This is a genomic window from Idiomarina sp. T82-3 (assembly GCF_001577655.1).
Lineage (GTDB): Bacteria > Pseudomonadota > Gammaproteobacteria > Enterobacterales > Alteromonadaceae > Idiomarina > Idiomarina baltica.
Map to the genome: position 1 here is coordinate 1 of NZ_LSBQ01000017.1, position 23671 is coordinate 23671.

Below are 23671 nucleotides of genomic sequence, written 5' to 3' on the forward strand. Positions count from 1 at the left end.
TTTTTTTGGTCGAAAAGTAAGACTACCACATGTGGGTAGCTGACCTCCTTCCGACCTATCCCATTACATGAGTGTTGCGGTTATTATCTGAATTCAGGATTACCAACTGTATTTTCGCTATCATTTCAACGGTGATGGGAACGCATTCAGACCGCCGAACCCACCATCGCGTTACGTTGATTTTTAATTTCATTAAAAAATGTGGGCTGCGATTACAGCAATGAGATAAGCTAAAATGCCGTAGCCTGCATATAACCCCCACGCGATTCGACTTTTACCCGTTTCAGCACGTAGCATCGCGACCGTTGCAACACATTGCAACGCAACAACATAAAATAGCAGCAAGCCAATGCCGGCACCTAAGGTCAATCCATCAGCCTGGATCTGCGCCGCTAAGCCGGCAATATTTTCCTCGGCACCCGACATACCAAACATCGTGCCCAGCGCACCGACAAACACTTCACGCGCTAAAAACGACATGATCATCGCCACGCCATAGCGCCAATCTAAACCCAGCGGTTCAAAGATAGGCTCAATAAAATGACCAATTTTACCCAGTAGTGAGTTTTCTAGACCTGCCCCTTGAGGAAAATAGCCCAACGTCCATAAGCATAAGGAAATAACAAAAATAACCGGCGCCGCGCGTTTGATGAATTGCAAGCCGCTGTTAATAACGCGTTGAAATAGCGGTTTCCAATGCGGTAAGCGATACGAAGGCAGTTCCAATATAAACGGCATGTCTTTGAGTTCTTTGCTTTTGCGCGTAAACACGTTCATCAAGGTACTCACGACGAGTGCCATCAGAATCCCGAAGAAATACAGCCCAAAAAAGGCAGCACCCTGCAGGTCAAACACGCCTAAAAACGTTGCATCTTTTGGAATAAGCACGGCTATCAGTAAGGCATATACTGGCAATCGCGCTGAGCACGACATCAGAGGAATGGTGAGCATCGTAATCAGGCGTTTGCGTGGCGACTCAATGGTACGTGCCGCCATAATTGCAGGGATAGCACACGCATGCCCCGTTAAATAGGGGATAAAGCTACGCCCAGACAAACCAAATAAACTCAATGGCTTATGGCATATGAGCGCGGCTCGCGCCAAATAGCCGCTATCCTCTAATACACCAATAATAAGCGTCAAAACCATGATTTGCGGAACAAACACTAAAAACGCGCCGACGCCGCCAAATATAGCATCATTTAAAAAGTCAGAAACGATACCTGGTCCTATCACTCCCGTTAGTGTGCTGGCGATCCAACCTATTGCCGCCTCGGTACCATCCATGAGTGGCTGCGCCCAAGTAAAAATACTTTGAAATAAGAAAAACATAATCGCTAGAAACGCAATACCACCCAGCACATTATTCAGCAGAAAGGTATCAATACGGTTCTGATTTTTTAGCACCACATCGGAGCGAATACCATACTCCGCGTTAATCTCACGCGCGCGCTCGATGAATTTTCTTTGCTCCCCAAGCTGAATGTTTAGCTCAGTAGGCGCTTGTGCTTGTTTCGCCAAGCTTGGCAAAGCCTCCTTAAAGGCGGCAACGCCCTTAAGCGTTTTTGCAGAGAGCGCGTAGACCGGCGCACCAAGTTCCTTTTGCAACGCTTTGATATCAATATTCAAACCATAACGCTCAACCTCATCGATCATATTCAGCACAAAAACGACGGCTTTGTTATTTTTACGCGCCAAAGCTTGAACTTGAAGTGCAAAGACTAAACTACGCTCAAGTCGCGCCGCGTCTAAGACACATACGACGAGTTGCGTATCATCATCGTCTACAGCGAGGTTTAACTTTTCGACAGCGATTTCTTCGTCTTTTGATAGGCTATGTAGTGAATAAGTACCAGGAAAGTCGACCACTTCAAACTGATCAAACTGACCCGTCTTCAGCTCGACGGTGACACCGGGAAAATTTGCGACCTTTTGTCGTAAGCCGGTTAATTGGTTGAACAACAAGCTCTTACCACAGTTGGGTTTCCCCACTAAGACAATGCGTTCCATATACGACCCAAGTTGTTTTAAATGATAGGCTTAACTGGCCAAGGCAAGATTAATTTTTTCAGCAACCGCTTGTTCGAGTGAGTAAACACAATCACCGACTTGCACCACCAAAGGACCTTTAAAGGGCGAGCGGCGGACGCACACGACTTGTTGTCCCTCACTGAATCCCATTTCTTGCAATCGGCTAATAACCGATACTGTCAGCTGCGAGTTAATTGTTTCAACGACAGCCGCTTGCTTAGCTTTTAATTCCCAAAGTGTTTTCATACGCCCTCCCGAATGAGAACTATTATCATAAATATTAAGATTATCTTCAATAGATTGCTTGATCCAAAGCAAGTTCCTACCTAATGTGGTAAAACGCAGTCTGGCAGGGCTTATTAGGCGAGTCGTAAAGCCAAACGTACAACTTAGCAAGCTAACTAATTGGAGTGTAGAATGAGAGGAGTCGTACTCGACGCAGCCAGCTTAGGTAACGATGTTGATTGGCAACCCATCGCTGCACAATTGGATGACTGGCAAGTATTCAATGAGACTACTGCTGGGCAAGTAGTTGAACGTATCCAGGGTGCCGATATCGTATTCAGCAATAAAGTCGTACTTGATAACGAAACGCTACGCTCTGCGACTCAACTCAAATGGATAGGCATTTTAGCCACGGGCACCAACAATATCGATCAGGACACGGCTAACGCACGCGGCATTAAGGTCGCTAATGTTGAAGCGTACGGAACCGCCAGTGTGGCTCAACACACGCTCACTTTAATGCTTAACCTTGCGACGCAAGCACAGCGATATCATCAGCTCGTTGCCCAAGGTGCGTGGCAAACGGCTTCTCGTTTCTGCTTAGATGACTTCCCGGTGGTTCAGTTAGCCGGCAAACACCTGGTTATAGTCGGTCATGGTGAGTTAGGAAAAGCCGTGGAATCCTTAGCAAAAGCTTTTGGCATGAAAGTATCGATAGCGGCTCGTCCCGGCAAGAAAAACGATCCACGTCCCAGCCTCGATCATTTATTGCCCGAAGCGGACGTCATTTCGTTTCATTGCCCATTAACCAATGATACGAGAGACCTATTAAACAGCAACAATTTAGCGCACTGCAAACCGGGATTACTCATCGTGAACGCCGCTCGGGGTGGGATCGTTAATGAACACGATGCGGTTGAGGCTTTAAGAAACGGTATCATTGCTGGTTTAGCAGTCGACGTACTGTCAGAGGAGCCACCCCGCAACGGCAATCCCCTGCTCGATGCGATTAACGAACCACTTAATTTAATCGTCACGCCTCACTCCGCGTGGTTAGCGCCAGAGGCACGCCAAGCAATTATCAATATTAGTGCCAATAACTTGCGTCAGTTTCTTCAGGATGATGGGCAATAACATCCGCGAGCCACGGTATTCACCCAACCAGAGTCGAGCGGCGCAGTCGCCGTTCCAACGCGCTTTATGAGCGGTTCAATAAAGCTGTTTTCGGTATTACAAAACGCGCCGTCTGCGTAGGGTCCTAAGTAAACTAACTCACTATTGGCATCGAAAATGATCACGGCAGGCGTTGCGGGCAAAAAGTGCCTAAGCATCGGCAACTCGTTAAGCGACAGTTCGACATTGGTGCCATTACTGTCATTCACTTTACGCTTAACGACTTGCTTGTGGGCTTCTGTTCGCCAATTACACATACAGTGGGTATCCATCACATGAAAGACGCGTGAGTCTGTTTTATATCCCTTCTGACGAAGCCACTGACCGAGGCGTTCGCCGACTTGTCCCTGCGCGACTTGTGCCTGCAACTGCCCAGATTGATCGAACCACATTAACGGCTGATACAGCAAATAACTACTCAACGCGATGACCAGCACCAGCGCGCTGACGGCTATGGCAGTGAGTTTAACTCGTGTTTTATTCAAACCTACACGCCCGACGATAAGAAATCGTTCTATTTTGGCATAATTTGTACTTATCACGAAGCCAAATAATGGCTTATAGTGTTGATGTAAATTACAAAAAATCAACAAGGGACTGAGTTATGAAAGAGCTCAAATGGGGTATTATTTTTAGTATCGCAATGCTGCTCTGGTTGACGGTTGAGCGACTCGCTGGCTTGCACCATCAAAATATCGAGTACCATTTCTTTCTCACCAATATCTTCGCAATTATCGCCATCGCCATTTACGTTCTCGCCCTACGCGATAAAAAGCAGAGTTTACCCGATCAGAAAATGACTTGGCTGACCGGCTTTATCAGCGGCGTTAAGCTTACCCTCGTAGTGGCTATCTTAGCGCCCTTAGTGCAGTTAATCTTTCATACCACGATATCGCCCGAGTTTTTTGACAATATGCGTCATCACGCGGTCGCCTCAGGCATGATGAGTGATATGAGAGCTGAAGAATATTTTACCCTCACCGCCTATATCTTCCAGTCTATTGTTGGTGCAATCGGCTTAGGGTTAATCACCAGTGCGATCGTTGCTTTCTTTTTACGTTCAAAAGACACGTAACGCACGCAACTAAACCTTCAAAAAAGCGTCTTACCTCTGACAAATAGTTTTGCCATCGTAATGCGCCTGTTGATCCTTTAGGACTCAGGCGCGTAACCATAGCTCAGTTGTATTGCAGTAGAGGTAAAGATGTCATCAATTAAGTCAAATTTCATCGCTAAAGATTTTGCGCGTCGCGTTAAACAACGCCGCAAGACACTGATGCTTCCAATGACTCAACTCGCTAAGAAGTTGGGCGTAAGCGAACCTGAATATACCCAAATCGAATCAGGAACACGTCCGCCTTCGCGCAAGCTACTAACGCAGATCTCGATAGAACTGCGCACCTCTGAGAAATGGCTTGTCGAGGGTGGTTATTAAACACCCTCTCGATTCAATTTTGCCAGTTCTCGTTCGGTTTTTAGTCCTAGCACGCGGTTAAAAAAGATCGCGGCAGGACAGAACCCGGTAAATGATTGCTGTAATAAATTAGCCCCGACAAACACCGTCAACCACACGAATCCTGAATGGACCCATACCGTTAGTGCCACAGATAATAAAATTATGATGCCAGCAAATGCTGTAACCGCTTTTTCAACACTCATGGTAACACCCCATAAATATACAATATGTTTTTATATATAATATCAATTGAGCCAGTTTACAAGTAAAATAAGCGCCATAAATCTTCTTATCCTAAGTGCGCTCGAATGCTCGCAGGCTATCTACTCCACCAAGGCTTTATGCAGACTCGCTTAAAAGTCTATAAAGCAAATCTGATAACGGCTGAAGCGATCTTTCGGAAATTCGACCGTTGGACCTTACTTTTTGCCTGGCTACCGATTATTGGTGATCCATTAACACTGTTTGCTGGTTTATCTAGGGTTAATTTTGGTTTATTTTTGCTGTTAGTGTCTGTGGGAAAAGTGGCGCGCTATGCCGTAATAGCCACCAGCGTTTAGGGATAAATATGATTGGAATCATTCAGCAAGTGCTGCTCGAGCTACTCGAAGAGAAAGGTGGCGAAGAACTTAAACAACGTGTTTTAAAAAGAGCCCACGTTGACCCATCGGTAAATTATCGTATTGACAAAAACTACAGTGATGACGAATGTCTTCGATTAATTGCAGCGTCTGTCGAAGAGACAGGTTTTACCGAAAACGAAGTCTATGCCCTTTACGCCTCGGCATTTCTTAAAAAGGTGCGGTCTTTGTTTCCTCGATTTTTTGAAATTGCAGACGATTCAGAAGGTTTCTTGCTACGGCAAGCGCGCATTCACGCTGTTATGGCTTCCGGATTAAAACAACAGGATGAACGACAGCATGTCAATGATAAGTTTTCTGCCTCGCCAATTGAGCCCGGTGTAGTCAGGGTCATTTACCGATCCCCTAATGGTCTCTGTCGATTGTATAAAGCCCTAGCATTTGAAGTCGCCTCACTGTATGGCGATGAAATTGAATTCAACGAACCCTGTTGCATGCATAAAGGCGCGGTACATTGTGAATTTATAATAACGTGGCCACATAAACGTCAGGAGGTGGCTCATGACTGATGCTGATCATCCGTCGCTACGCCAAGTCATTACTCAAATCGCCGACCAGTTATGCGACACCATCGATAACAACTTCGATATTCACGTAAGCGTTGATACGCAAGATACTGAAGGTCAAAAACTTGCGCTACTCGTCAACTTTTTATTGGAGAACGTACGCCGCTCGCTGACTGATATGCAGTCACTTAATGAGCAACTCGAAGACAAAGTGAAAGAACGTACCTCTTTACTTGACCTCATTTTAGCGGGCTCAAATGATGGTGTGTGGATTTGGGACATCGCGAAAGATGAACTGACATTGTCAGGTCGTTGGTACTCAATGCTCGAACTCCCCCACGACGCTAATACCCAATCGCCTGAGTTTTGGTATCAACAAATTCATCCTGCTGATCGCGAACGCTTCAGCAATGCTATTCGTGGCTTACGCAAAGGCGAATCTGAACATCTCAATGTCGAATATCGCGTCAAAACCACGCGCCACGGATATCGGTGGATGCTGTGCCGCGGCGTTTGTCAAAAAGATAATGAACAGCAATGTTCAATCGTCGCAGGCACACAGACAGATATATCCGCTATGCGTATCTTTGACCAAGAGTCTGGCATGCCCAATGAGCGCTATTTACGTGAACGTGTCGAAGATGCGCTTGATGAGCAACAACCACTGTTTTTGATTTATGTAACGGTTGAAAATATCGATGCGATACTCAATGCAAGCGAGCATGCCAGTAATGCTCGCTTGTATCCAGTAATTCAAGAACGACTGAACCAAGTCAATGGTGTACATCTCGTAGCAAGTAAACTCAGCGCCATCACCTTTGCTGTCATGGGCTTTGAATCGGAGTTGACCCAGAGCGGTTTAACCATTGAGGACGTATGTCAGCAGATACGTGATAACTGTGCCAATACTCACAATACGTTTAAAGAGGATGCTCGCTTTGAGGTGGCGGTCGGTGCGGTCGCTTCCTCCATGCTAAAAATTGACCAGTCACAGCAGCTCATCAACTATGCTTGGTCAGCATTGCGACGCGCACGCCAGTTAGGGCAAACGTGTATCTTTACTGAGACCCATATTACTCAGGATAGTCGCCGTATTCGCGTAGAGCAGGAGTTGCGACGTAGCCTAATGCAAAATGCACTGGCACCGGATTATCAAGCAATTTACGCAGGAAAAACCAAACAACTTATTGGGTTCGAGGCGCTTGCGCGATTTCGGCACCCCGAGCTCGGCATTGTATCACCGGGGGAGTTTATTCCCATCGCTGAAGACTCGGGACTGATGCGAGAATTGGGCTATGCAATCTTAGACCGCACCATCGAGACCATTCAAACATGGCAGAATAACGCACTGCGCAATCATCCGTTTTATATCGCCGTCAACGTCTCAGCGATACAGCTTGAAGATCCCTACTTCGCCGATAATGTATTAGCTAAACTTGAAGGTGCAGGTGTCGACCCGCAGCGATTAAAACTCGAAGTAACCGAATCAACGCTGGTCGAGAGTTTTAAAAGTGCTGCCTTGCAACTCGATAAACTCCGCCACAATGGCGTAAGAATTGCCTTGGATGATTTTGGTACCGGTTACTCATCATTGAGTTATTTACGTAGTTTATCCATCGACACGCTCAAAATTGATCGGAGTTTTGTCGCTAAGTTGCATGAAAATGAACAAAAAGCCGCAATCATAAAGACAGTCTATGAGTTAGCCACACAGCTCAGACTGTCCGTCGTCGCTGAAGGCGTTGAGGAAGTCGAAGAGCTCAACTTCCTCAATAATATCGGTGATATGGCGATTCAAGGCTTTTTACTTGCTCGCCCGATGCCCGCAAAGCAGGCTATCGCTCAAGTATCACAACATCGCAACTAGTCGAGTACCGTCTGCAGTGGGACTAACTTTAAGTTTTGTCCCGCTTCGGGCATCCGATTGCGCCCATCTTGAACAACTAACGCGCCCTGCTCAAACCCTTTTCCAAGAGACTGTGTGGTGACCTCAAGCCCATCCGTTTCAGACGCGCCGTCAACCCCTAACTCAACATTCGTTCGAATTCGGAAGTGATGACGCAACGTGTAAGGCGCTTCAGCATCAAAAATCACATAGCTATCACTGCCCTGGCTCGACACAAACAGCAGCGTCTCGTTATTGTATTGCGCAAACGCTAAACCTTCGATGTCAGGCACAATTTCGGCGACATCAGTGGCCTTGATGATTAACTCGCCCTGTTCAGCACTATTAATGGCCGCATCAAATAGCCAGATGCCAACATCCTCTTCCCCAACGAACAGCCGTTGTGTTTTATCGTCAACCACACACCCTTCCGGCTGAGAAGGAACAGACATTTCGCGGACCTTTTTAACGTCATCAGCGCCCTTGATCCAAAACTGTTGAATGCGACCTGACTTGCCGTTTACATAAACTGATAGTCTATCGGTGTGCTCTTCATAGCCCATACACAGACCGTATATCTCATCCAGATCAGTACTCACCTGTTGCGCCATGCTGACTTCGCCAGCTTGACTAATATCGAAGAACTGAAGACTGTTGTTGTCGCGCAGCGAAGCGACTGCCACGTTGCCTCTGACATCCACGTTATTCAAACGACCGACGGCTAAGTGCTGCACTATTTCACCGTTCATTGAATAAACGTAGAGTCCAGTCCGTTTATCGGTTGCTAAAATGAGACTTTCCTCGGCCGCACTAGGTGATACCCAAATGGCTGGGTCATCAATCGCGTCGCCACGACGCGGTGACGGTTCAGTTTCAAGCGTTGCTGCCACTTGCGCGATGGGTTTCACCGGGGTATGCCGTTCGGCATCGCCTTGCACGACTCCAACTTCAACCATATGGTCGCCCGCCTCTCGTGTCAGCAATACACGTGCATCCGGCAACAGAGAAATATCCTGATATTCGTGCGTGGTAGAAATGAGCTGTGCCTCGGTTTCGCCTAGCGTATCTTCTTGAGTCGAAATCTTAAGTAACCGCGCAGGTGCCTCCTCCAGCGCCAGTAAACGGCCATCCTGCATAACGCTGAGTGCTTTTATTTCACCTTGAATATGTCCAAAAGGGGCACGTACCGCTTTTAGGTGACGTTTTTCCTCTGCTTCGGGTTCAGCATTATAAGCCCAAACCGACTGATCGGATTCAGCGACATAGAGCACTCCACGCTGCGAGTCGACCGCACAGGCAGTTGAATCGTAGGGCACGTTTAAATCACGAATCGTAATCGGCTCTTTCAACCAAGTTTCATCTTGTCTTAACAAACGTTGTTCTGCGCCACCGCGGCCTCCAATCAAGAACAGCGATAACTGACTGTTCTCGGCACTGTCATAGAAGCACAGATCTTCGACCACTCGTGTTTCAATCTCACCTTTATATAAAGGCAGTAAACGTCCCTGATGATAACGCCATACAAACAGCTCTTGGGTATCGCCTTCCATCGCTGCCAATATCGACTCACGCTCACCTAAGACATAATGTTTCAAATGATAAAAATCGCCTGCAATCAGCTGTTGTTCGCCGCGAGTAATGCCCTTACTGGTCACCTTTAAAACCGAGTTGTCGGGTAAAATCTCACGGTGTCGTTCGTTAGCTTTAGCGCTGCCAGTGTGAAAAGCCAATAACATGGATGCACTGAGTACTGCTACTTTAAATAAATTCATTTTTAATCTCTCTAATCTGGTTGCTTACCAATTAACCCACTGCACACCCAAGGTGTAACTGCGACCATAAGATTCATACTGCGCGTTGTAGCGCTTGTCGCCGGTGTAAACAAAGTACGCTTCGTCAGTGATATTATTGACGGCAAAATTAATACTGATCTGGTCACTGATCAGCCATTTGCTCGAGAAGTCCAAAGTGAGATTGTCGTCTTCGTAAATGTCATAGCGGCTATCTTCAACATCGCCCAGTTCTGCGAGGTACTTCGATTTATAGTTCGCCGCCAACCGCAGACTCAGCTGTTGTGTTTCATAGCCAATCGCAACGTTTGCCGTGGTATCCGACTGACTCGGCAACGGAATATCACGCTCCATAAGTTCGCCATCATCCAGCCAATCAACCGTTGCTTCAGAATCGGTAAAAGTCAGGTTGGTATTAATCAGAAAGTTATCTAACCAGTTATTAAAACCGCTGAACTGGTGCACTAAGTTAAACTCTAAACCAGCGACGTAAGCGTCATCGCCATTAATGTAAGTCACCGCCTCGTCAAATGATTCATAACCAGGACGACCCGCAATATCCGCTTCATAAACAAAGTTTTTAATCGATTTATAAAACGCGGTGGCAGAGATAACACCCAAGGTTTCATCGTAGTGTTCAATCCCCAGATCGAGGTTGCGTGAAGTCAAGGGTTCGAGTGCAGGGTTACCAAATTCAGCTTTAATATCACCGTCGTCATTTTCAACAAAATAGCTCGGACGGATTTGTTCAAAGCTAGGACGCACCAAACCCGTGCTATAAGCCATGCGTACAATTGTCGAGTTGCTCAGCTCATAACGGCCAATTAAACTCGGTAGCCACTGAGCATCGCTGAATTCGGCATACTCTGGCGAGAACTCATTCAACTCATCATTATAACGAGTTCCGCGCGCATCACGTTGCTCGTGTTCATAGCGTGCTCCAGCGATCACCTGCCATGGACCCGAATTCACATCAGCCATAAAATACGCGGCATTAATATCTTCATCGATCTGATACTGTGCAATACGTGACTCCACCTCATCACGGAAGTCAGTCAACACTAACGTATTTAATGTTCCCCACAGCGCAGCCGCGGAAATACCCGGACCAAATCGGTCAAAGCCATAGTCAACGTTGCTAGTTGCATAATCTGCAAGGGTAAGTGCCGAAACCCCTAAATCATCAAAATCTTCAACAATGAAGATATCCTCACGAGCGGTTTTCTCGCGCCGACTGATACGCATACCGCCTTTGAACGTGACTTGGTAACTCGGTTGTAGCCAGTCGTAAGCCAAATCAACTTTCAGGCTATCTGCATTCTCTTCGGTATACGCATCACTGACTTCAACTTCATCGATGTTATACCCCTCAGCTTGATAAGCCCTATCAGGGGCGAGTAATTGTAGTTGTTCAACACCTCGATAGCCCAAGCCGTCATCAAACGATTGCACAAACTGAGCCCCACCAATCGCAAACGGTTGCGATTCACTCGCTTCACTGGTACCGAGCTCTATTGTCAATTGCCAATCTTGCCACGTTTGCTCAGTACCTATCATGTAGGCCTGTATTTCCTGCGTCTCTTTGCGATCTTTAAGCTCACGGGTGACTTCACCAGCGCTTGCAGTATTCTCAGCGAGCGGATCTTCAAACTCAGTGATAATCCCTTGGCGAATTTCAGTATCTGCAAACTTGCTATACAGCGAACGTAGGTAATATTGCGACGTATCACTTGGTCGGTAATCAAGATTTAATGCCAAGCCCGTTCGCTCTCGTGTAACTTGATAAGCACGCTGTTCGAACTCTTCTAAACCGGGCTCATCAAAATCCCAATTGCCACCTGTTTCAACATTATCCGTGCTAAATGAACGATCTTGATAGCTACCTGCGATAGCGATACCCAAACTGTCTTGTTTGTCGCCGATGTCAAAGGTATTACTGGCTACTGCTGAGAATTTCGGGTTGGTCTCGCTCGCTTGTGCGTTATAACCCAGCTCCGATGAAAGCGAGTAAAAAGCACCCTCGCGATCAAACGCCGTCATACTCTTAAGTTCAATATTTCCACCTAAGCTACCTGCAGGAATATCCGGCGTCAGCGTTTTACTGACAACAACCGATTCAAGCAAGTCAGATGGGATCACATCCAGCGCAACTGCGCGACGGCCCGCTTCGGGTGCCGCTAATGAGGTGCCATTGTAAGACACAGAGTTCAGATCCGGCGCCAAACCACGAATACGGATAAACCGCCCTTCACCCTGGTCGCGCTCTACCGACAAACCCGGCATACGCTGCAGAGCGTCACTCACGCTGTCGTCTTGCAATTTGCCCATATCATCTTTTTTTAGAACGTTGATGATACCGCCTGCATCACGTTGTTGCTGAACGGCCTGTTTAACGGACTCGCGGTAGCCAATCGTGAGTACCTCTTCAATGGGTGCGTCTTGTGCTTGCTGTTTTGATGTATTGGATTCCGTCTGCTGAGTTTGTGCAGCTGCATAAGTACCACTAAGCGCAGCAGCGACACAATAAACGAGGTAAGTTTTTTCATCATGTTCATGCCCTGGTGGTGAATGGTCGGCACATACTCTAGGTGGCTAACATGTCATTTTATGTGCCACGAACAGGTTGCGATGAGCTGTTCGGATTGCAGTCCGAACAGCTCAATTAAGTGACGTTTCTGTCATGTAAATGTCATGCTGCTCCTGTAACTTAAACATGTGCATAGGCACTGCATGGAGCTCAGGTATGTCGCGCAATACGCTTTTATCTCGCATGGTTTATGACTGGCGCCTGCCTTTCATGATGTGCATACTCGCGGTCTCACTGTTGCTTGCCAGTCAAGTCGGCTCCCTCAAACCCCGTTCCGCTATCGATCCGCTTGACATTATCGGTGAGTTTTCGACCTTATTGATTGTCTTGGTCGGCTTGGTTCTGATTGTGACGCAGCGACTCGATGGGGCTGTCACCCGACTGTTTTTTTGGGGCGGCTGTGTACTGACTTTTTCACTATCACTGGATCTGCTGGATGAGTTTTTCAGCTATCCAGAAGCGCTGCGGCTCATGAGTTGGCTAGAATCATTACCACAACCTTTCGGTTTAGTGATTCTCGGATTTGGTGCCGCTGAGTGGATAAAAGAGCAGCGCCAAGTGCGTCGTCAACTCAGTGTCCGAGAGAAACACTTACGTGCCCATGAGTGGGTTGACCCACTCACGACGTTATACACACTCCCCTACTTTGAAAAAGTGCTTGAGCGTGAGCTTGCACTGCACAAACACAATCGCCAACACGTGGTGATGGCGAGTATCAACTTACAGGCATTCGCTCGTTACAATGAAGAGATGGGCATGCAGGCCGGCGACCTTCTACTGAACAAAGTGAGTGAGCTGACCGCTTTGTACTTGCGTCCCGGCGACTGCCTATGTCGCTACCACAGTGATCAGTTTCTTATACTATTACCGGCAACCGACTGTCCTGAAGCGCTCAGCCTGATTCGACTATTGGCAGAAATGCTGCGGGAACAACTTGCCTTACCCCATTATATGGCGATAAAAACACGTGTAAGACGTGTTAATGAGGTGTCTCCGAAACACGCGATGAAACAATTATTGCAGCAACCAGAAGCGATTATTGCCGATGCGTCGCGAGCCCATCATTAAATCACGCGAGCTCATTGCTCGACCGCTGCTTAAAGCACTACTGCCTATCGCCGAGCGGCGCGGTGTGAGTCCTCATCAACTGCTTAAAGGCACGCACGTGTTTGATGCTGAAATCAAGCCTTCAGCAGGACGCTGTAGTGAGCAGGATCTGGCGTATATTATTACAGCGGCAGAACAGCTGATCGGCGATGCGCAGCTCTGGCCCCTAGTCGTTCAATCCCTGCACCAGCAAAGGCTGTGTCCCGCGTTTGATTGCATTCGCTACGCCAACACATTTAGCGCTGCACTACTATACTCTCTGCGCTATCAAACGTTGTTGCACCCTTTTATACTGGTACGCCCTAAGCGGTTACAGCAACGCCTTCACATAGACTGGCTTCCCGTTTCGGGGCTGTCCGGTAAACACAATAAAACATTCCGTGACGCATGCGACAAATTGATGTTGGCGTTGGTAATACATATAGCTCGGAATTGCCAAGTTAATTTGTCCGATTGGCGAATCGGCGTACATAATCCCGATAGCCTCCCCGTCAGCTGGCAAACGTGGATAGGCACTATCGACTCGCGCCCTATTCCATGTCTTTCGTTGCCCATGCATCACTTACCGACAAATAATCCAACAGCCTCTGCCAATAACTTTCAACAGGCGCGATCATTTGCCGAACTGCAACATGAAACCCTAAACACCCAGGCCCCCCTAACTGAAGCGCTCTCCTGGATGTTAAAGAAAGCAAAGCAGGGGGATGAATCATCACTGGAGGAACTGTCCAGCGCCCTCAACATGAGTGCTTCGACGTGTAAGCGACTACTCGCCTCACAAGGCATGAACTTTAAACGACTAGCAGACTATGCGCGGCTGAAATATTTCCTCTACCACTCAGAGGCTAAACCGCACACGCAAGCGGAACTCGCCGCTAAACTTGGCTACAGCCACGCAAACAACCTCAGGCGAGCCCGCCGACGCTGGCTCGCCAGTTTTTAAGCGTTTAGTCCACCTCACTGACACGGTATCCGGTTTCCTCAAGCAGCGTCAGTACGCCCTCATCACCCACTAGATGACCCGCACCGACCGCGATAAACGCGCTATCGCTTTGGTTATCTGTGGCGAGTTTAGCGATCCATTCGCGGTTACGTTTATAGAGCAGTTCTTCAGCCATTTGCGGAGGCATTGAGTCGTTTAATAGCTTGCCGAGTGCGGTTAAGTCGCCCTGCTGCCAACTAGCGATAATGCCATCTAGAACCTCATTAACCTGGTCAATTTCAGTCAACGTTTGCTCAATAATCTCTTGCTCACCTACATCACTTTGCGCCTGCACCAACGCATTGATCTGACGCTCAACTGTTTCCAAACTTTTAATAGGCACGCTGTTGGCATCTGCAAATTGCTCAATTTTACTTTCGACGCCCGCCTCTTGCGCATAGCCTGCGTGGTTAACTGCAGTAGCAACTAACACAATTTGTGCGAACCAGGCATTGAGTGGGTTGAGGTTTTGCTCTGGGATGCCATATTGTTGAGCGACCTGTGTAAACGCCTGCCAAGTTTCACTATCAACGTTCTCTTCTAGCGTGCCTTGTGAGCGCATCGCATGAGCCATAAACGCCGCTTGTGCATTCTTTAATTTTTCTGGTGCTACTTCCATCCAGATCACTTCACTTTGAGCCAGTGCATCTTGTGCCTGGTCAGAAAGTGCAAAACCGTCTCCCTTCGCGGCATGCACCGTACCCATGATCCAAAGTGTCTTGTCGCCCTGCACGGCCTTATAAAAGACCTCCGCCGAGCTGAGCGTACTCCAGAGCAATGCTAATAACGTAACGATGACGATTTTTAATTTCATGATATGTATCCTTTATTTTTATTCTTTGCGATCAGCGTTGGGTAATGAATAAGATTAATGCCACACCAATAAACATTCCCACCACCAAAGTCACCAAGAGTGGCAGCGCATCGAGCCAGGTTGGTCGCTGTGTATGATTGGTTTGTTCGGTGGAAGGTTCACTCCGCACACTGTTGTCGGCATCCTCGACCAACTCCTCGCGTGCGAGTTGGCATACCGCACACAGTGCCTGCACGGTGTCTTTTGAGCCAATACCGTCGCGCTCGACCCGCTGGATTGTACGCAAGCTGACACCACATGCGTCGGCGAGTTGTTGTTGCGTCCAGTCCCATTGTGAGCGACAGGCGATTACTTTGTCTTGATTGATACGCATAACCTACCCCAGCAACCAAAGCGCCAGCTTTGCGCTCAAAAAGCCAGCCGCCAAACCAATCACAAAGAACGATAAAATCAGTTTCCATGAGCCTTTTTGGCCCTTTAACGACGATTGCGACTCGGTTCGAACCACATCGTCACCCAACAATAAGTCGCAACGAATGGTTGATAATAAAAAGCCACCTACATCAAAATGTACTTTAAATGTCTCGTCCTCAATCAAAAATTCGTGAGTGCTTGATAAGCCAAAATTGCGTCGACTACTTACGCACTCGCCATCAACAAATACTTCTTCTTTCGCTGAAATCCCACTGGCACGTGCTTCAATAACATGCCCTTCGTACTCAAACTTAAATTCAAAATTTAAGTGTAATTTTTTTAGTAATGACCCTTTCATGTGAAATATCCTTTAATCGCCTTATTGCAGGAAGAACACTAGCAGTCGAATGCAGAAGTGCCTACGCCAGGCGCGTGGCAGTCATATGTCAGGCATACGACAGGCCACTGTCACCTTGCTGACACATGCTCATCAAGCACGATGACTTTGGCTTTGAGCGGCATCACTTCAAGCATATTCAAGAAGCGTGTTAGCGCTGAATGAGAAGACACATCGCCCATTCCCCAACTGGCATTACCATAGCCCCACGGAATCATAACTTGGCACTCGAGTTCATTGGCAGCAGTAATGGCATCCTCAGGCGTCATATGCACATAGCGATACCACTTAGGGCTGGTCGGCGAATAATAGGAAGCAATCGGGAGTAAGCAAACGTCGATTGCACCATAGCGCTCGTGGATATCACGAAAGTGCTCAGAATAGCCGGTGTCACCCGCATAAAATAATGTTTTACCTTGACTCTCGATCAACCAACCATTCCATGAAACGCGCTCATTATCTTCATATATAAATGGAACGTAGGTACGACTACTAAAATGATGAGCGGGTAACGCGGTAATAGTCGTACCCCGCGTTTGATTACTCAATGTGTCCTCAGAAAACCAACCCATTTCGGTAATGTGTGCCCCTATTGCAGGGAATTTTTCCCCCATACGCAATGGCACACGATAGCTAGGATGGTCACCTATGGACTCGACATCCGATTTATTAAAATGATCATAATGCAGGTGGGAGTATAAAACAGCGTCGGCTTGACTTACCTGTTCAACCGATAAATTCGGCAGATGAGAACGGTACTGACCATTAAACCAAGCGTGCAACCAATTAATGGGCCAATCAAATTCATCAAAAACTGGATCGGTGATTATCGTCGCATCACTCGGTGTTTCAATTTGAAAAAGCGCATGCCCGAACCACGTTACCTTGAAGGCTTCATCATATGAAGATTGTAAATAAGGTCCCGTGTAACGGCAGGCTTCATCAGTGCATTGAATATCGGCACGCTCACGGTAGCAGTCCGTTTCACACGTAGCAGGATACTGTTTTTCACCGGGATCTAGGTTTTCAAAACGATGGTCATTCGGATGCTCTATTTGTTGTTCCGAATTAATCACTTGAATAGTATTCGAGGTACACCCGGTAACGAATAAAACAATAAAAGAAAAAACAAATAAAACGCGGCTCATAGCTGATTATCTGATGATTATTATGCGTTGTATCATCGCACATCACATAATGTTGAGTCATTGTTAAAATGTAACTAAATACGATGTGTACGTTCAGATAGAAAGGCCACGACACAGCCCACTAGCAAACCCCAAAACGCACTACTGATACTAAAAAATGACACATCAGCCACAGTAACAATGAACGCGATTGCCGCCGCATAAGCACCTGATGTACTGCTAAAGGCGCGTTGCAGATTCTGCGTAATCACCGGCAATAATGCTAAGCCAGCCAGCGTGGCCGTTGCCGCTTGCGGCATCATCATGAATAGGCTCACGATAAGTGATCCTGCAAGCCCCATCAGAATATAAAATCCTCCGGCAGCCACTGCCGCTTTATAGCGCTGCGCCGGATCGGGGTCTGCATCCTCTGTTTGGCAAATCGCCGCGGTAATTGCCGCGAGGTTTATCGCAAAAGCGCCCAGCGGCGCCAGTAGCAACCCCGCTAAACCGGTGGTTGTGATAAGTGGCGATGTCGGCGGTGCGTAACCATTGGCACGCAGCATCATCACGCCGGGAACGTTTTGTGAAACCATCGTGACGACAAATAACGGAATGCCAACGCCAATGAGCGCAGGCCAGCTGAAGTCGGGCCACACCCAAATCCACTGCGGTGCTTCCACCATTAGCGATTGCTCATTAAGCTTGCCCGTAAAAAACGGTAATGTGATAGCCGCCAGCAGTAACCACAAAAAGACCCATCGCGGTGTATACGCACGGCAGATAAAGTAAATGATGATGAGACCACCCGCGATAATGGGAAACGAAATAAGCGCCGGCAGAATTGCACTCACAAACTTAAGTAGTATGCCTGCCAAAATAGCCGCCGCAACATGACTAGGCACCCATTTCATCATCCGGTCAGCAAGACCACTAACTCCAAACACAACAATCAAACTAGAGGAAAAAACAAAAACCCCGACCGCCTCAGCCACCGTTAAACCACTGAGTGAGCCAATCAGCAGCGCGATGCCCGGTGTTGACCAAGCCGTCAGTACGGGAGCTTTGTAATATAACGACAAAGCGATCGTTGAAATGCCCATCGCCAGCCCAACGGCTAGCAACCAGGCACTTTGTAGTGCGGGCGATGAGTCCAGTTGCGATGCTGCTTCGAGTATGAGTACAACAGCACTGCTATAACCTACAAAGACAGCAGTCGCGCCTGCTGATACTTGGCTCAGTAAACGAATCATGGTGTTTCTTAATGCCCCATAGTGCGTTATAACGTACAAAGTTAATCATAAGATAACAGCGTGCGTTATAGCGCACAAACACTAAACCATAAACATTTGATAAATCATGCAAAATAATCATCACACTGTGGCGCGCCGATTAAAAAAACTGCGCAAAGATAAGGGTTGGAGCTTAACAGCCTGCGCCGAACACACCGGTGTCAGCAAGGCCATGCTCGGACAAATCGAGCGGCAAGAATCCTCGCCCACACTCGCGACGCTTTGGAAGTTGGCTACTGGTTTCAATGTATCTCTGTCATGGTTACTCAACGATGAGCAGCAGCCCATGACATTTGATTTTGCGCATGAGCGTATTCAAGTCGAGCGTCTGCTAGCATTTGATCCTCAGACCCAGCAAGAGGTGTACAAATTGTGCATGGCTGAGGGCGCACAGAGCCATTCCGATGCACACCGACGCGGTACCTTCGAAATGTTGTATGTACAGTCAGGCGTACTCGATATTGTAGTAGGCGAAACACAGGTAACCATCAAAGCAGGTGACGCGTATCGCTTTGACGCCGCCCAACCGCACAGTTACATCAATCGTTATTCGGGTAAAACTGAGTTTGTGGCGGTCATAAATTATAGATAGTCGGCTTGCCTCAACCCTGGCATGCCGTATGATAACGAGAGAAAGAACAAGGAGTGATTTATGCCCAAGGCACCGGATGATGCATCGTTAAAATTAGATAACCAACTGTGCTTTGCGCTTTACTCCACGTCCCTAGCCATGAATAAGCTGTATAAGCCGCTGCTCGATAAAGTCGATCTGACGTACGTCCAGTATCTCATTATGCTGCTGTTGTGGGAGCAAGATGGCATCACCGTGACCCAAGTGAGCCGCAAGCTGTTTCAAGAAAAAGGTGCTCTGAGTCCAGTCGTCAAACGCCTTGAACAGCGTGGGTTATTAACTCGACAAGCGAGTGACTCCGATGAACGTCAAAAACACCTCTACCTCACGACAGAGGGTAAACAACTGAAAGATAAAGTTCAGGGGATTCCTGAGCAAGTTTTTTGCGCATCGCGTTTAGATGCTGATGACGCCCTAACACTCAAACAAACCCTCGAATCATTGCGCAAGCAACTTCATAAGCTTACTTAGTCACGCAATCGATAAGTTAGATTACTACGTTCTAATTATTATGTTATCGCAATAACTGTTACTGCGATAACATAATCCTGCAGTCACAGTTAAGCCAACAATAAGAGGGTTTCATTATGGATATTCTTTACACAGCACGTGCTTCATCGACAGGTGGCCGCGACGGTCAATCAAAATCAGATGATGGACGCTTAGCCGTTAAGCTTTCTACACCTAAAGCGCTAGGCGGCGCAGGTGGCGAAGGCACTAATCCAGAGCAACTGTTTGCAGCCGGTTACTCTGCTTGCTTTATCGGTGCATTAAAATTTGTGAGTGGCCAAGAAAAGGTCAAACTTCCCGAGGACACACAAGTGGATGCCGAAGTCGGTATTGGTCAAATCGAGGGGGGTTTTGGTATCGCGGTGACCCTTAATGTCGACTTACCGGGACTTGAGCTCGCGCAAGCCGAGCGCATCGTAGAAAAAGCGCATCAAGTCTGTCCTTACTCTAATGCAACACGCGGCAATATCAGCGTTGATTTAAATGTAACAGTCTAAAATACACAGCTCAGGTCACACTCAATGACCTGAGCTGTTTAAACTTTCCCGCCAAAAACACGTAAGAGAGTACAAGACTCTTTTGTGCGTGCGAGCATCATGAAAACTCAACTATTTACTGGTTATCTGCGATGTATCATCGGACTACTCTTAATCACGCTGTCCATGAGTACCAAGGCTATCTCATCAACCTTTGACCATAGCCACGCGCTACTCAATCAAGTGTTAAATCGCCACGTTGTCGTATTCGATAATCAACGTAAATCGGCGGTTGATTACCAAGCCATTGCTAAACAACCGAAACGCCTTGATGACTATTTAGCCCAGTTATCGGCGGTCACGCCAACGCAGTACGCATCTTGGGATTCCGATCAACAATTGGCGTTTTTAATTAATGCCTACAACGCGTTTACCATAAAATTAATTACCGACAATATGCAGGCGTTTAATCGGGGGGAAGCACAGTCTATCCGTGATTTGGGTAGCTTTTTTACGAGTCCGTGGGAGCAGTCGTTTTTTAAATTACTCGGCAAACAACGTAGCTTGGATTGGCTAGAGCACGAAAAAATTCGCGTCGATTTCAATGAGCCACGCATTCATTTTGCGCTCGTCTGCGCGGCTGTCAGTTGTCCCAAGTTACGCAGTGAGGCCTATCAGGCTAGTCAATTAAACGAGCAACTCGAAAACCAAACCCGACTGTTTTTAAGTGATCGCGATAAAAATGGTATTGATGAAGCAGGGATCTATTTGTCCAAAATATTCAAATGGTACGGGGATGACATCAACGGTATACACACGTTTTTACGTCATTATTCTGATGCACTCACGGACTCTGCGTCTGATGCGAAATCATTGGCGCATTCAAAATTACCGATTCGGTATACCGACTACAATTGGACGTTGAACACAACCGGTGTCAATTGACGTCACAAACTTGGTATCACTTTATCTTTTATGATAAAACATACAGTTATAGAATGGTCATTATAATTTAAGAGCAAGCAATGTATTTTATTTTTTCAGATTCGGCGTCCGACAGGTTTGAGCGTCTTTGCAACCATACCCTTAACCTGACAGTTAAACCGCTGCAGCTTGACTCTGTTGAAAGTCAGCCAAATGCGTGTTTGATCCTCGAACTGAAAAACTCCATGACTCTTTTGCTCGATATTTGTGAACACCTCAAGGAGCAGAAATTTCAAGGCTTAGTTTATGTTCTCTCAGAGGCTTTCGACAAACGACAAGATACTCTGATGCACAAAGTATTGACCTCCTATGGGCTCGATGCCTACATCGTGAACGGGCGCGAGAGTACCGAACAAGCACTTGAATGGGTTTGTCGACATAGTACAGACTCACGTCAGCGCTCCAATAAGCCAGATGCTTGTTATGATCAAGATTTGATAGAGGAGCTCGTCACTTCGGGAAAAATGACCGTCTATTATCAAGCTCAGTTTCGAAGTGACTCACTTGAACTGGTTGCCTTTGAAGCATTAGCCCGATTAATTCACGACGATAAGCCCATTCCACTCAACGAAGTGTTCGACGTGATTCATGAACGTGGGCTTTGGACGCATTTAACCCGCTCAACCTTAAGCAACTCATTACAAAATCATCATGCGCTTTTTGCTCGTTACTCCGAGGCTAACCTCGCAGTCAACTTGTCAGCAAAGGAGCTTAGCGAAGCCAGTTTTTCTGAGCAATTTAAGGCATTCATGAACGACGCCCCTATCGCTCATCCAAGGCTGATGTTTGAACTTACCGAAAATGAGCTCTATTCGACTCGCTCGAGTGTTTCAAGAAACCTACTACTCATTAAGGGTAAAGGTGCGCGACTTTCGATAGACGATTATGGAACAGGACTCTCTAATGCTGCGAGGCTCACCACTGCGCCTTTTGATGAGGTAAAACTCGACAAATCATTTATTCAGAATATTCACGATATCAGCGAACATTCATTTGCTAAGTCGACCGCTGAAATAGCCCGTACTTTACACATGAAAACGGTTGCTGAAGGTGTTGAAGATCAACGCACACTCGACTGTATTCGTGAGTTAGGTATCGATCAAGTTCAAGGCTTTTTGTTACACAAACCACAGAGCTTTGAACAGCTTATGGAGACCGATATACGCCTTGCCTAATGATTAAGCAAGACGTGTTCGAAACCTTTTGATAGGCTAGTCCCATAATTTAAAACACGCAGCGGTAACTCTTTCGTATGCAAACAATTTTGGGCGCCAGTGGTCAAATCGGTATTGAGTTGGCACGAGCACTTCATCGTGATTACACCACTGATATTCGTATCGTCAGTCGCAATCCAAGTAAAGTGAATCGAACCGATAGCATCATGAGCGCAAATCTGTTGAATGCAGAGCAGACTGCCCATGCCGTCAAGGGCTCAGATATCGTCTATCTCACAGTCGGTTTGCCAATGGACACGGAACGTTGGGCGCAAGAGTGGCCGGTAATCATGCGCAACGTCATTGATGCTTGTAAGGTGCACAACGCGAAACTGGTGTTTTTTGACAATACTTATATGTATCCGCAAACGGCCGAGCCCCAAACTGAGGACATCCTCTTTGAGCCTCACGGTAGAAAGGGTCAAGTACGCACAGACATCGCCCAAGAGTTGATCTGTGCGCAAACAGAGAAAGATATCGTTGCGCTGATTGCACGCGCACCGGAATTCTACGGACCCGAGAAAACTCAAAGTATCACTCAGTCGACTCTAATTGAGCCGCTCAAACGCGGTAAAAAAGCACGGGTCTTTTTAAGGGATGACACACAACGCACCCTTATCTACACGCCAGACGCCAGTCGCGCCTTGGCACTACTGGGAAACACCCCCGATGCCTTTGATCAAACCTGGCACTTACCTTGTGACGATAACCGCTTAACCTATCGCGGCATGGTTGAAACGATTGAAACGATCACACAAAAGCCCTCCCGCTACTCAATAGTGAAACCTTGGCAACTAAAATTGGCGAGCGTTTTTAGCAAAACGCTGCGCGACGCACAAGAATTAATGCCGCGCTATCAAGTCGATAACGTTTTTATATCCGATAAATTCAAGGCGCGATTTCCGGAGTTTTCAGTCACCTCTTATCAGGAGGGTCTTAAAGCTTGTTTCGACTAACTCGCCACTAAAATGGCAAAGGTAGTTTTGCCGTTCGCCCTCCATCCACACGATGCGTCAAATGACTCAGGAAGAGAAAAATTCCCCAGCACTTGGCTGGGGAGAACATTAGCCAGGGAGAGAGTTTAGGCCAATGCCGCCATGTTAATGCAAATGATTTTTATTTGCAAATTTAATTTGGACACAAAAAAAGGAGCTCGAAAGCTCCCTTTTGGATAATAGGTACTACTCAGCAGTCGTTACAGTGCAACGATGTTTTCTGCTTGAGGACCTTTAGGGCCTTGAGTGATCGCGAACGATACACGTTGACCTTCATTAAGTGTTTTGAAGCCATCGCCAGTGATTGCACTGAAATGAGCAAACACGTCAGCGCCGCCTTGCTGCTCGATGAAACCAAAACCTTTTGCTTCGTTAAACCATTTAACTGTGCCGTTTACTGTATTAGACATAATCGTAATCCTGATAAAAATAAT

At 47.1% G+C, this 23671-nt stretch carries 26 protein-coding genes; 14 read left to right on the top strand and 12 right to left on the bottom strand.

Annotated elements, in window-relative coordinates; all coding sequences use genetic code 11:
* Positions 1-192: 192 nt before the first annotated feature.
* Both feoB and AWU56_RS09995 read right to left on the bottom strand, forming a co-directional pair.
* Positions 193-2010, bottom strand: coding sequence for a ferrous iron transporter B (gene feoB, locus AWU56_RS09990; protein WP_286682425.1), 1818 nt, complete (start codon positions 2008-2010; stop codon positions 193-195).
* Between the two features lie 30 nt (positions 2011-2040).
* Positions 2041-2277: a FeoA family protein gene (locus AWU56_RS09995; RefSeq protein ID WP_286682426.1), complete on the bottom strand. Its 237-nt coding sequence runs from the start codon at positions 2275-2277 to the stop codon at positions 2041-2043.
* Positions 2278-2448: 171 nt separating this feature from the next.
* Here AWU56_RS09995 and AWU56_RS10000 point away from each other — a divergent pair, with 171 nt between their 5' ends.
* Positions 2449-3390, top strand: coding sequence for a D-2-hydroxyacid dehydrogenase (locus AWU56_RS10000; RefSeq protein WP_286682427.1), 942 nt, complete (start codon positions 2449-2451; stop codon positions 3388-3390).
* Here AWU56_RS10000 and AWU56_RS10005 read toward each other — a convergent pair.
* On the bottom strand, positions 3372-3914 hold the full coding sequence (locus AWU56_RS10005) for a DUF6436 domain-containing protein (protein ID WP_286682428.1): 543 nt from the start codon (positions 3912-3914) through the stop codon (positions 3372-3374). The two genes, AWU56_RS10000 and AWU56_RS10005, sit on opposite strands and share 19 nt — an antisense overlap.
* Before the next feature lie 119 nt (positions 3915-4033).
* Between AWU56_RS10005 and AWU56_RS10010 the strand changes: the two genes are divergently transcribed.
* Positions 4034-4504, top strand: coding sequence for a DUF4199 domain-containing protein (locus AWU56_RS10010; protein WP_272977339.1), 471 nt, complete (start codon positions 4034-4036; stop codon positions 4502-4504).
* Between the two features lie 129 nt (positions 4505-4633).
* Positions 4634-4864 (top strand): helix-turn-helix domain-containing protein, encoded by a 231-nt coding sequence (locus AWU56_RS10015; RefSeq protein WP_006955608.1) that lies wholly within the window; start codon positions 4634-4636, stop codon positions 4862-4864.
* Here the strand turns inward: AWU56_RS10015 and AWU56_RS10020 are convergent.
* Positions 4861-5088, bottom strand: coding sequence for a YgaP family membrane protein (locus AWU56_RS10020; protein ID WP_286682429.1), 228 nt, complete (start codon positions 5086-5088; stop codon positions 4861-4863). The genes AWU56_RS10015 and AWU56_RS10020 overlap by 4 nt on opposite strands.
* 105 nt (positions 5089-5193) lie before the next feature.
* Here AWU56_RS10020 and AWU56_RS10025 point away from each other — a divergent pair, with 105 nt between their 5' ends.
* The 3 genes from AWU56_RS10025 to AWU56_RS10035 are packed head-to-tail and all read left to right on the top strand — an operon-like array spanning position 5194 to position 7899.
* On the top strand, positions 5194-5445 hold the full coding sequence (locus tag AWU56_RS10025) for a YqaA family protein (protein ID WP_286682430.1): 252 nt from the start codon (positions 5194-5196) through the stop codon (positions 5443-5445).
* Positions 5446-5453: 8 nt separating this feature from the next.
* Entirely contained in the window at positions 5454-6035 is a 582-nt protein-coding gene (locus tag AWU56_RS10030) for a heme NO-binding domain-containing protein (RefSeq protein WP_286682431.1), read from the top strand.
* Complete coding sequence (locus AWU56_RS10035; protein ID WP_286682432.1) at positions 6028-7899, top strand: EAL domain-containing protein; 1872 nt, start codon at positions 6028-6030, stop codon at positions 7897-7899. Before AWU56_RS10030 ends, AWU56_RS10035 begins: the two co-directional genes overlap by 8 nt.
* Here AWU56_RS10035 and AWU56_RS10040 read toward each other — a convergent pair.
* Positions 7896-9689, bottom strand: a complete 1794-nt coding sequence (locus AWU56_RS10040) for a phytase (RefSeq protein WP_286682433.1) — start codon at positions 9687-9689, stop codon at positions 7896-7898. The two genes, AWU56_RS10035 and AWU56_RS10040, sit on opposite strands and share 4 nt — an antisense overlap.
* Positions 9690-9713: 24 nt before the next feature.
* The gene (locus AWU56_RS10045; RefSeq protein WP_286682465.1) at positions 9714-12137 is read right to left on the bottom strand and encodes a TonB-dependent receptor; all 2424 of its coding nucleotides are present in this window, start codon (positions 12135-12137) and stop codon (positions 9714-9716) included.
* A gap of 313 nt (positions 12138-12450) precedes the next feature.
* On the opposite strand from AWU56_RS10045, the gene AWU56_RS10050 reads away from it, so the two are divergent.
* Together AWU56_RS10050 and AWU56_RS10055 are read left to right on the top strand one after the other, a co-directional pair.
* A complete protein-coding gene (locus tag AWU56_RS10050) occupies positions 12451-13362 on the top strand; it encodes a GGDEF domain-containing protein (RefSeq protein ID WP_286682434.1) in 912 nt (303 codons plus the stop codon).
* On the top strand, positions 13340-14344 hold the full coding sequence (locus AWU56_RS10055; protein ID WP_286682435.1) for a helix-turn-helix domain-containing protein: 1005 nt from the start codon (positions 13340-13342) through the stop codon (positions 14342-14344). Before AWU56_RS10050 ends, AWU56_RS10055 begins: the two co-directional genes overlap by 23 nt.
* A gap of 4 nt (positions 14345-14348) precedes the next feature.
* Here the strand turns inward: AWU56_RS10055 and AWU56_RS10060 are convergent, their stop codons facing one another.
* The 5 genes from AWU56_RS10060 to AWU56_RS10080 all read right to left on the bottom strand — a co-directional run bounded on the left by AWU56_RS10060 (position 14349) and on the right by AWU56_RS10080 (position 18427).
* A complete protein-coding gene (locus tag AWU56_RS10060) occupies positions 14349-15197 on the bottom strand; it encodes a TraB/GumN family protein (RefSeq protein WP_286682436.1) in 849 nt (282 codons plus the stop codon).
* A 31-nt stretch (positions 15198-15228) separates the two neighbouring features.
* On the bottom strand, positions 15229-15570 hold the full coding sequence (locus AWU56_RS10065) for a helix-turn-helix domain-containing protein (protein ID WP_272977256.1): 342 nt from the start codon (positions 15568-15570) through the stop codon (positions 15229-15231).
* A gap of 3 nt (positions 15571-15573) precedes the next feature.
* Complete coding sequence (locus tag AWU56_RS10070) at positions 15574-15969, bottom strand: hypothetical protein (RefSeq protein ID WP_272977257.1); 396 nt, start codon at positions 15967-15969, stop codon at positions 15574-15576.
* A 110-nt stretch (positions 15970-16079) separates the two neighbouring features.
* Positions 16080-17156: an MBL fold metallo-hydrolase gene (locus AWU56_RS10075; protein ID WP_272977258.1), complete on the bottom strand. Its 1077-nt coding sequence runs from the start codon at positions 17154-17156 to the stop codon at positions 16080-16082.
* A gap of 74 nt (positions 17157-17230) precedes the next feature.
* Positions 17231-18427, bottom strand: a complete 1197-nt coding sequence (locus AWU56_RS10080) for a benzoate/H(+) symporter BenE family transporter (protein ID WP_272977259.1) — start codon at positions 18425-18427, stop codon at positions 17231-17233.
* 67 nt (positions 18428-18494) lie between these two features.
* On the opposite strand from AWU56_RS10080, the gene AWU56_RS10085 reads away from it, so the two are divergent.
* The 6 genes from AWU56_RS10085 (at position 18495) to AWU56_RS10110 (ending at position 23198) form a co-directional block, all read left to right on the top strand.
* On the top strand, positions 18495-19019 hold the full coding sequence (locus tag AWU56_RS10085) for a helix-turn-helix domain-containing protein (RefSeq protein WP_286682438.1): 525 nt from the start codon (positions 18495-18497) through the stop codon (positions 19017-19019).
* A 60-nt stretch (positions 19020-19079) separates the two neighbouring features.
* Positions 19080-19529 (top strand): MarR family winged helix-turn-helix transcriptional regulator, encoded by a 450-nt coding sequence (locus AWU56_RS10090; RefSeq protein ID WP_286682439.1) that lies wholly within the window; start codon positions 19080-19082, stop codon positions 19527-19529.
* 116 nt (positions 19530-19645) lie between these two features.
* Positions 19646-20065 (top strand): organic hydroperoxide resistance protein, encoded by a 420-nt coding sequence (locus tag AWU56_RS10095; RefSeq protein WP_286682440.1) that lies wholly within the window; start codon positions 19646-19648, stop codon positions 20063-20065.
* 99 nt (positions 20066-20164) lie between these two features.
* Positions 20165-20989, top strand: a complete 825-nt coding sequence (locus tag AWU56_RS10100; RefSeq protein ID WP_286682441.1) for a DUF547 domain-containing protein — start codon at positions 20165-20167, stop codon at positions 20987-20989.
* An 80-nt stretch (positions 20990-21069) separates the two neighbouring features.
* Positions 21070-22203 (top strand): EAL domain-containing protein, encoded by a 1134-nt coding sequence (locus tag AWU56_RS10105; RefSeq protein WP_286682442.1) that lies wholly within the window; start codon positions 21070-21072, stop codon positions 22201-22203.
* Between the two features lie 77 nt (positions 22204-22280).
* Entirely contained in the window at positions 22281-23198 is a 918-nt protein-coding gene (locus tag AWU56_RS10110; RefSeq protein WP_286682443.1) for an NAD-dependent epimerase/dehydratase family protein, read from the top strand.
* A 239-nt stretch (positions 23199-23437) separates the two neighbouring features.
* On the opposite strand, the gene AWU56_RS10115 is transcribed toward AWU56_RS10110, so the two are convergent.
* Positions 23438-23647, bottom strand: coding sequence for a cold-shock protein (locus AWU56_RS10115; RefSeq protein WP_006955633.1), 210 nt, complete (start codon positions 23645-23647; stop codon positions 23438-23440).
* Positions 23648-23671: the final 24 nt, after the last annotated feature.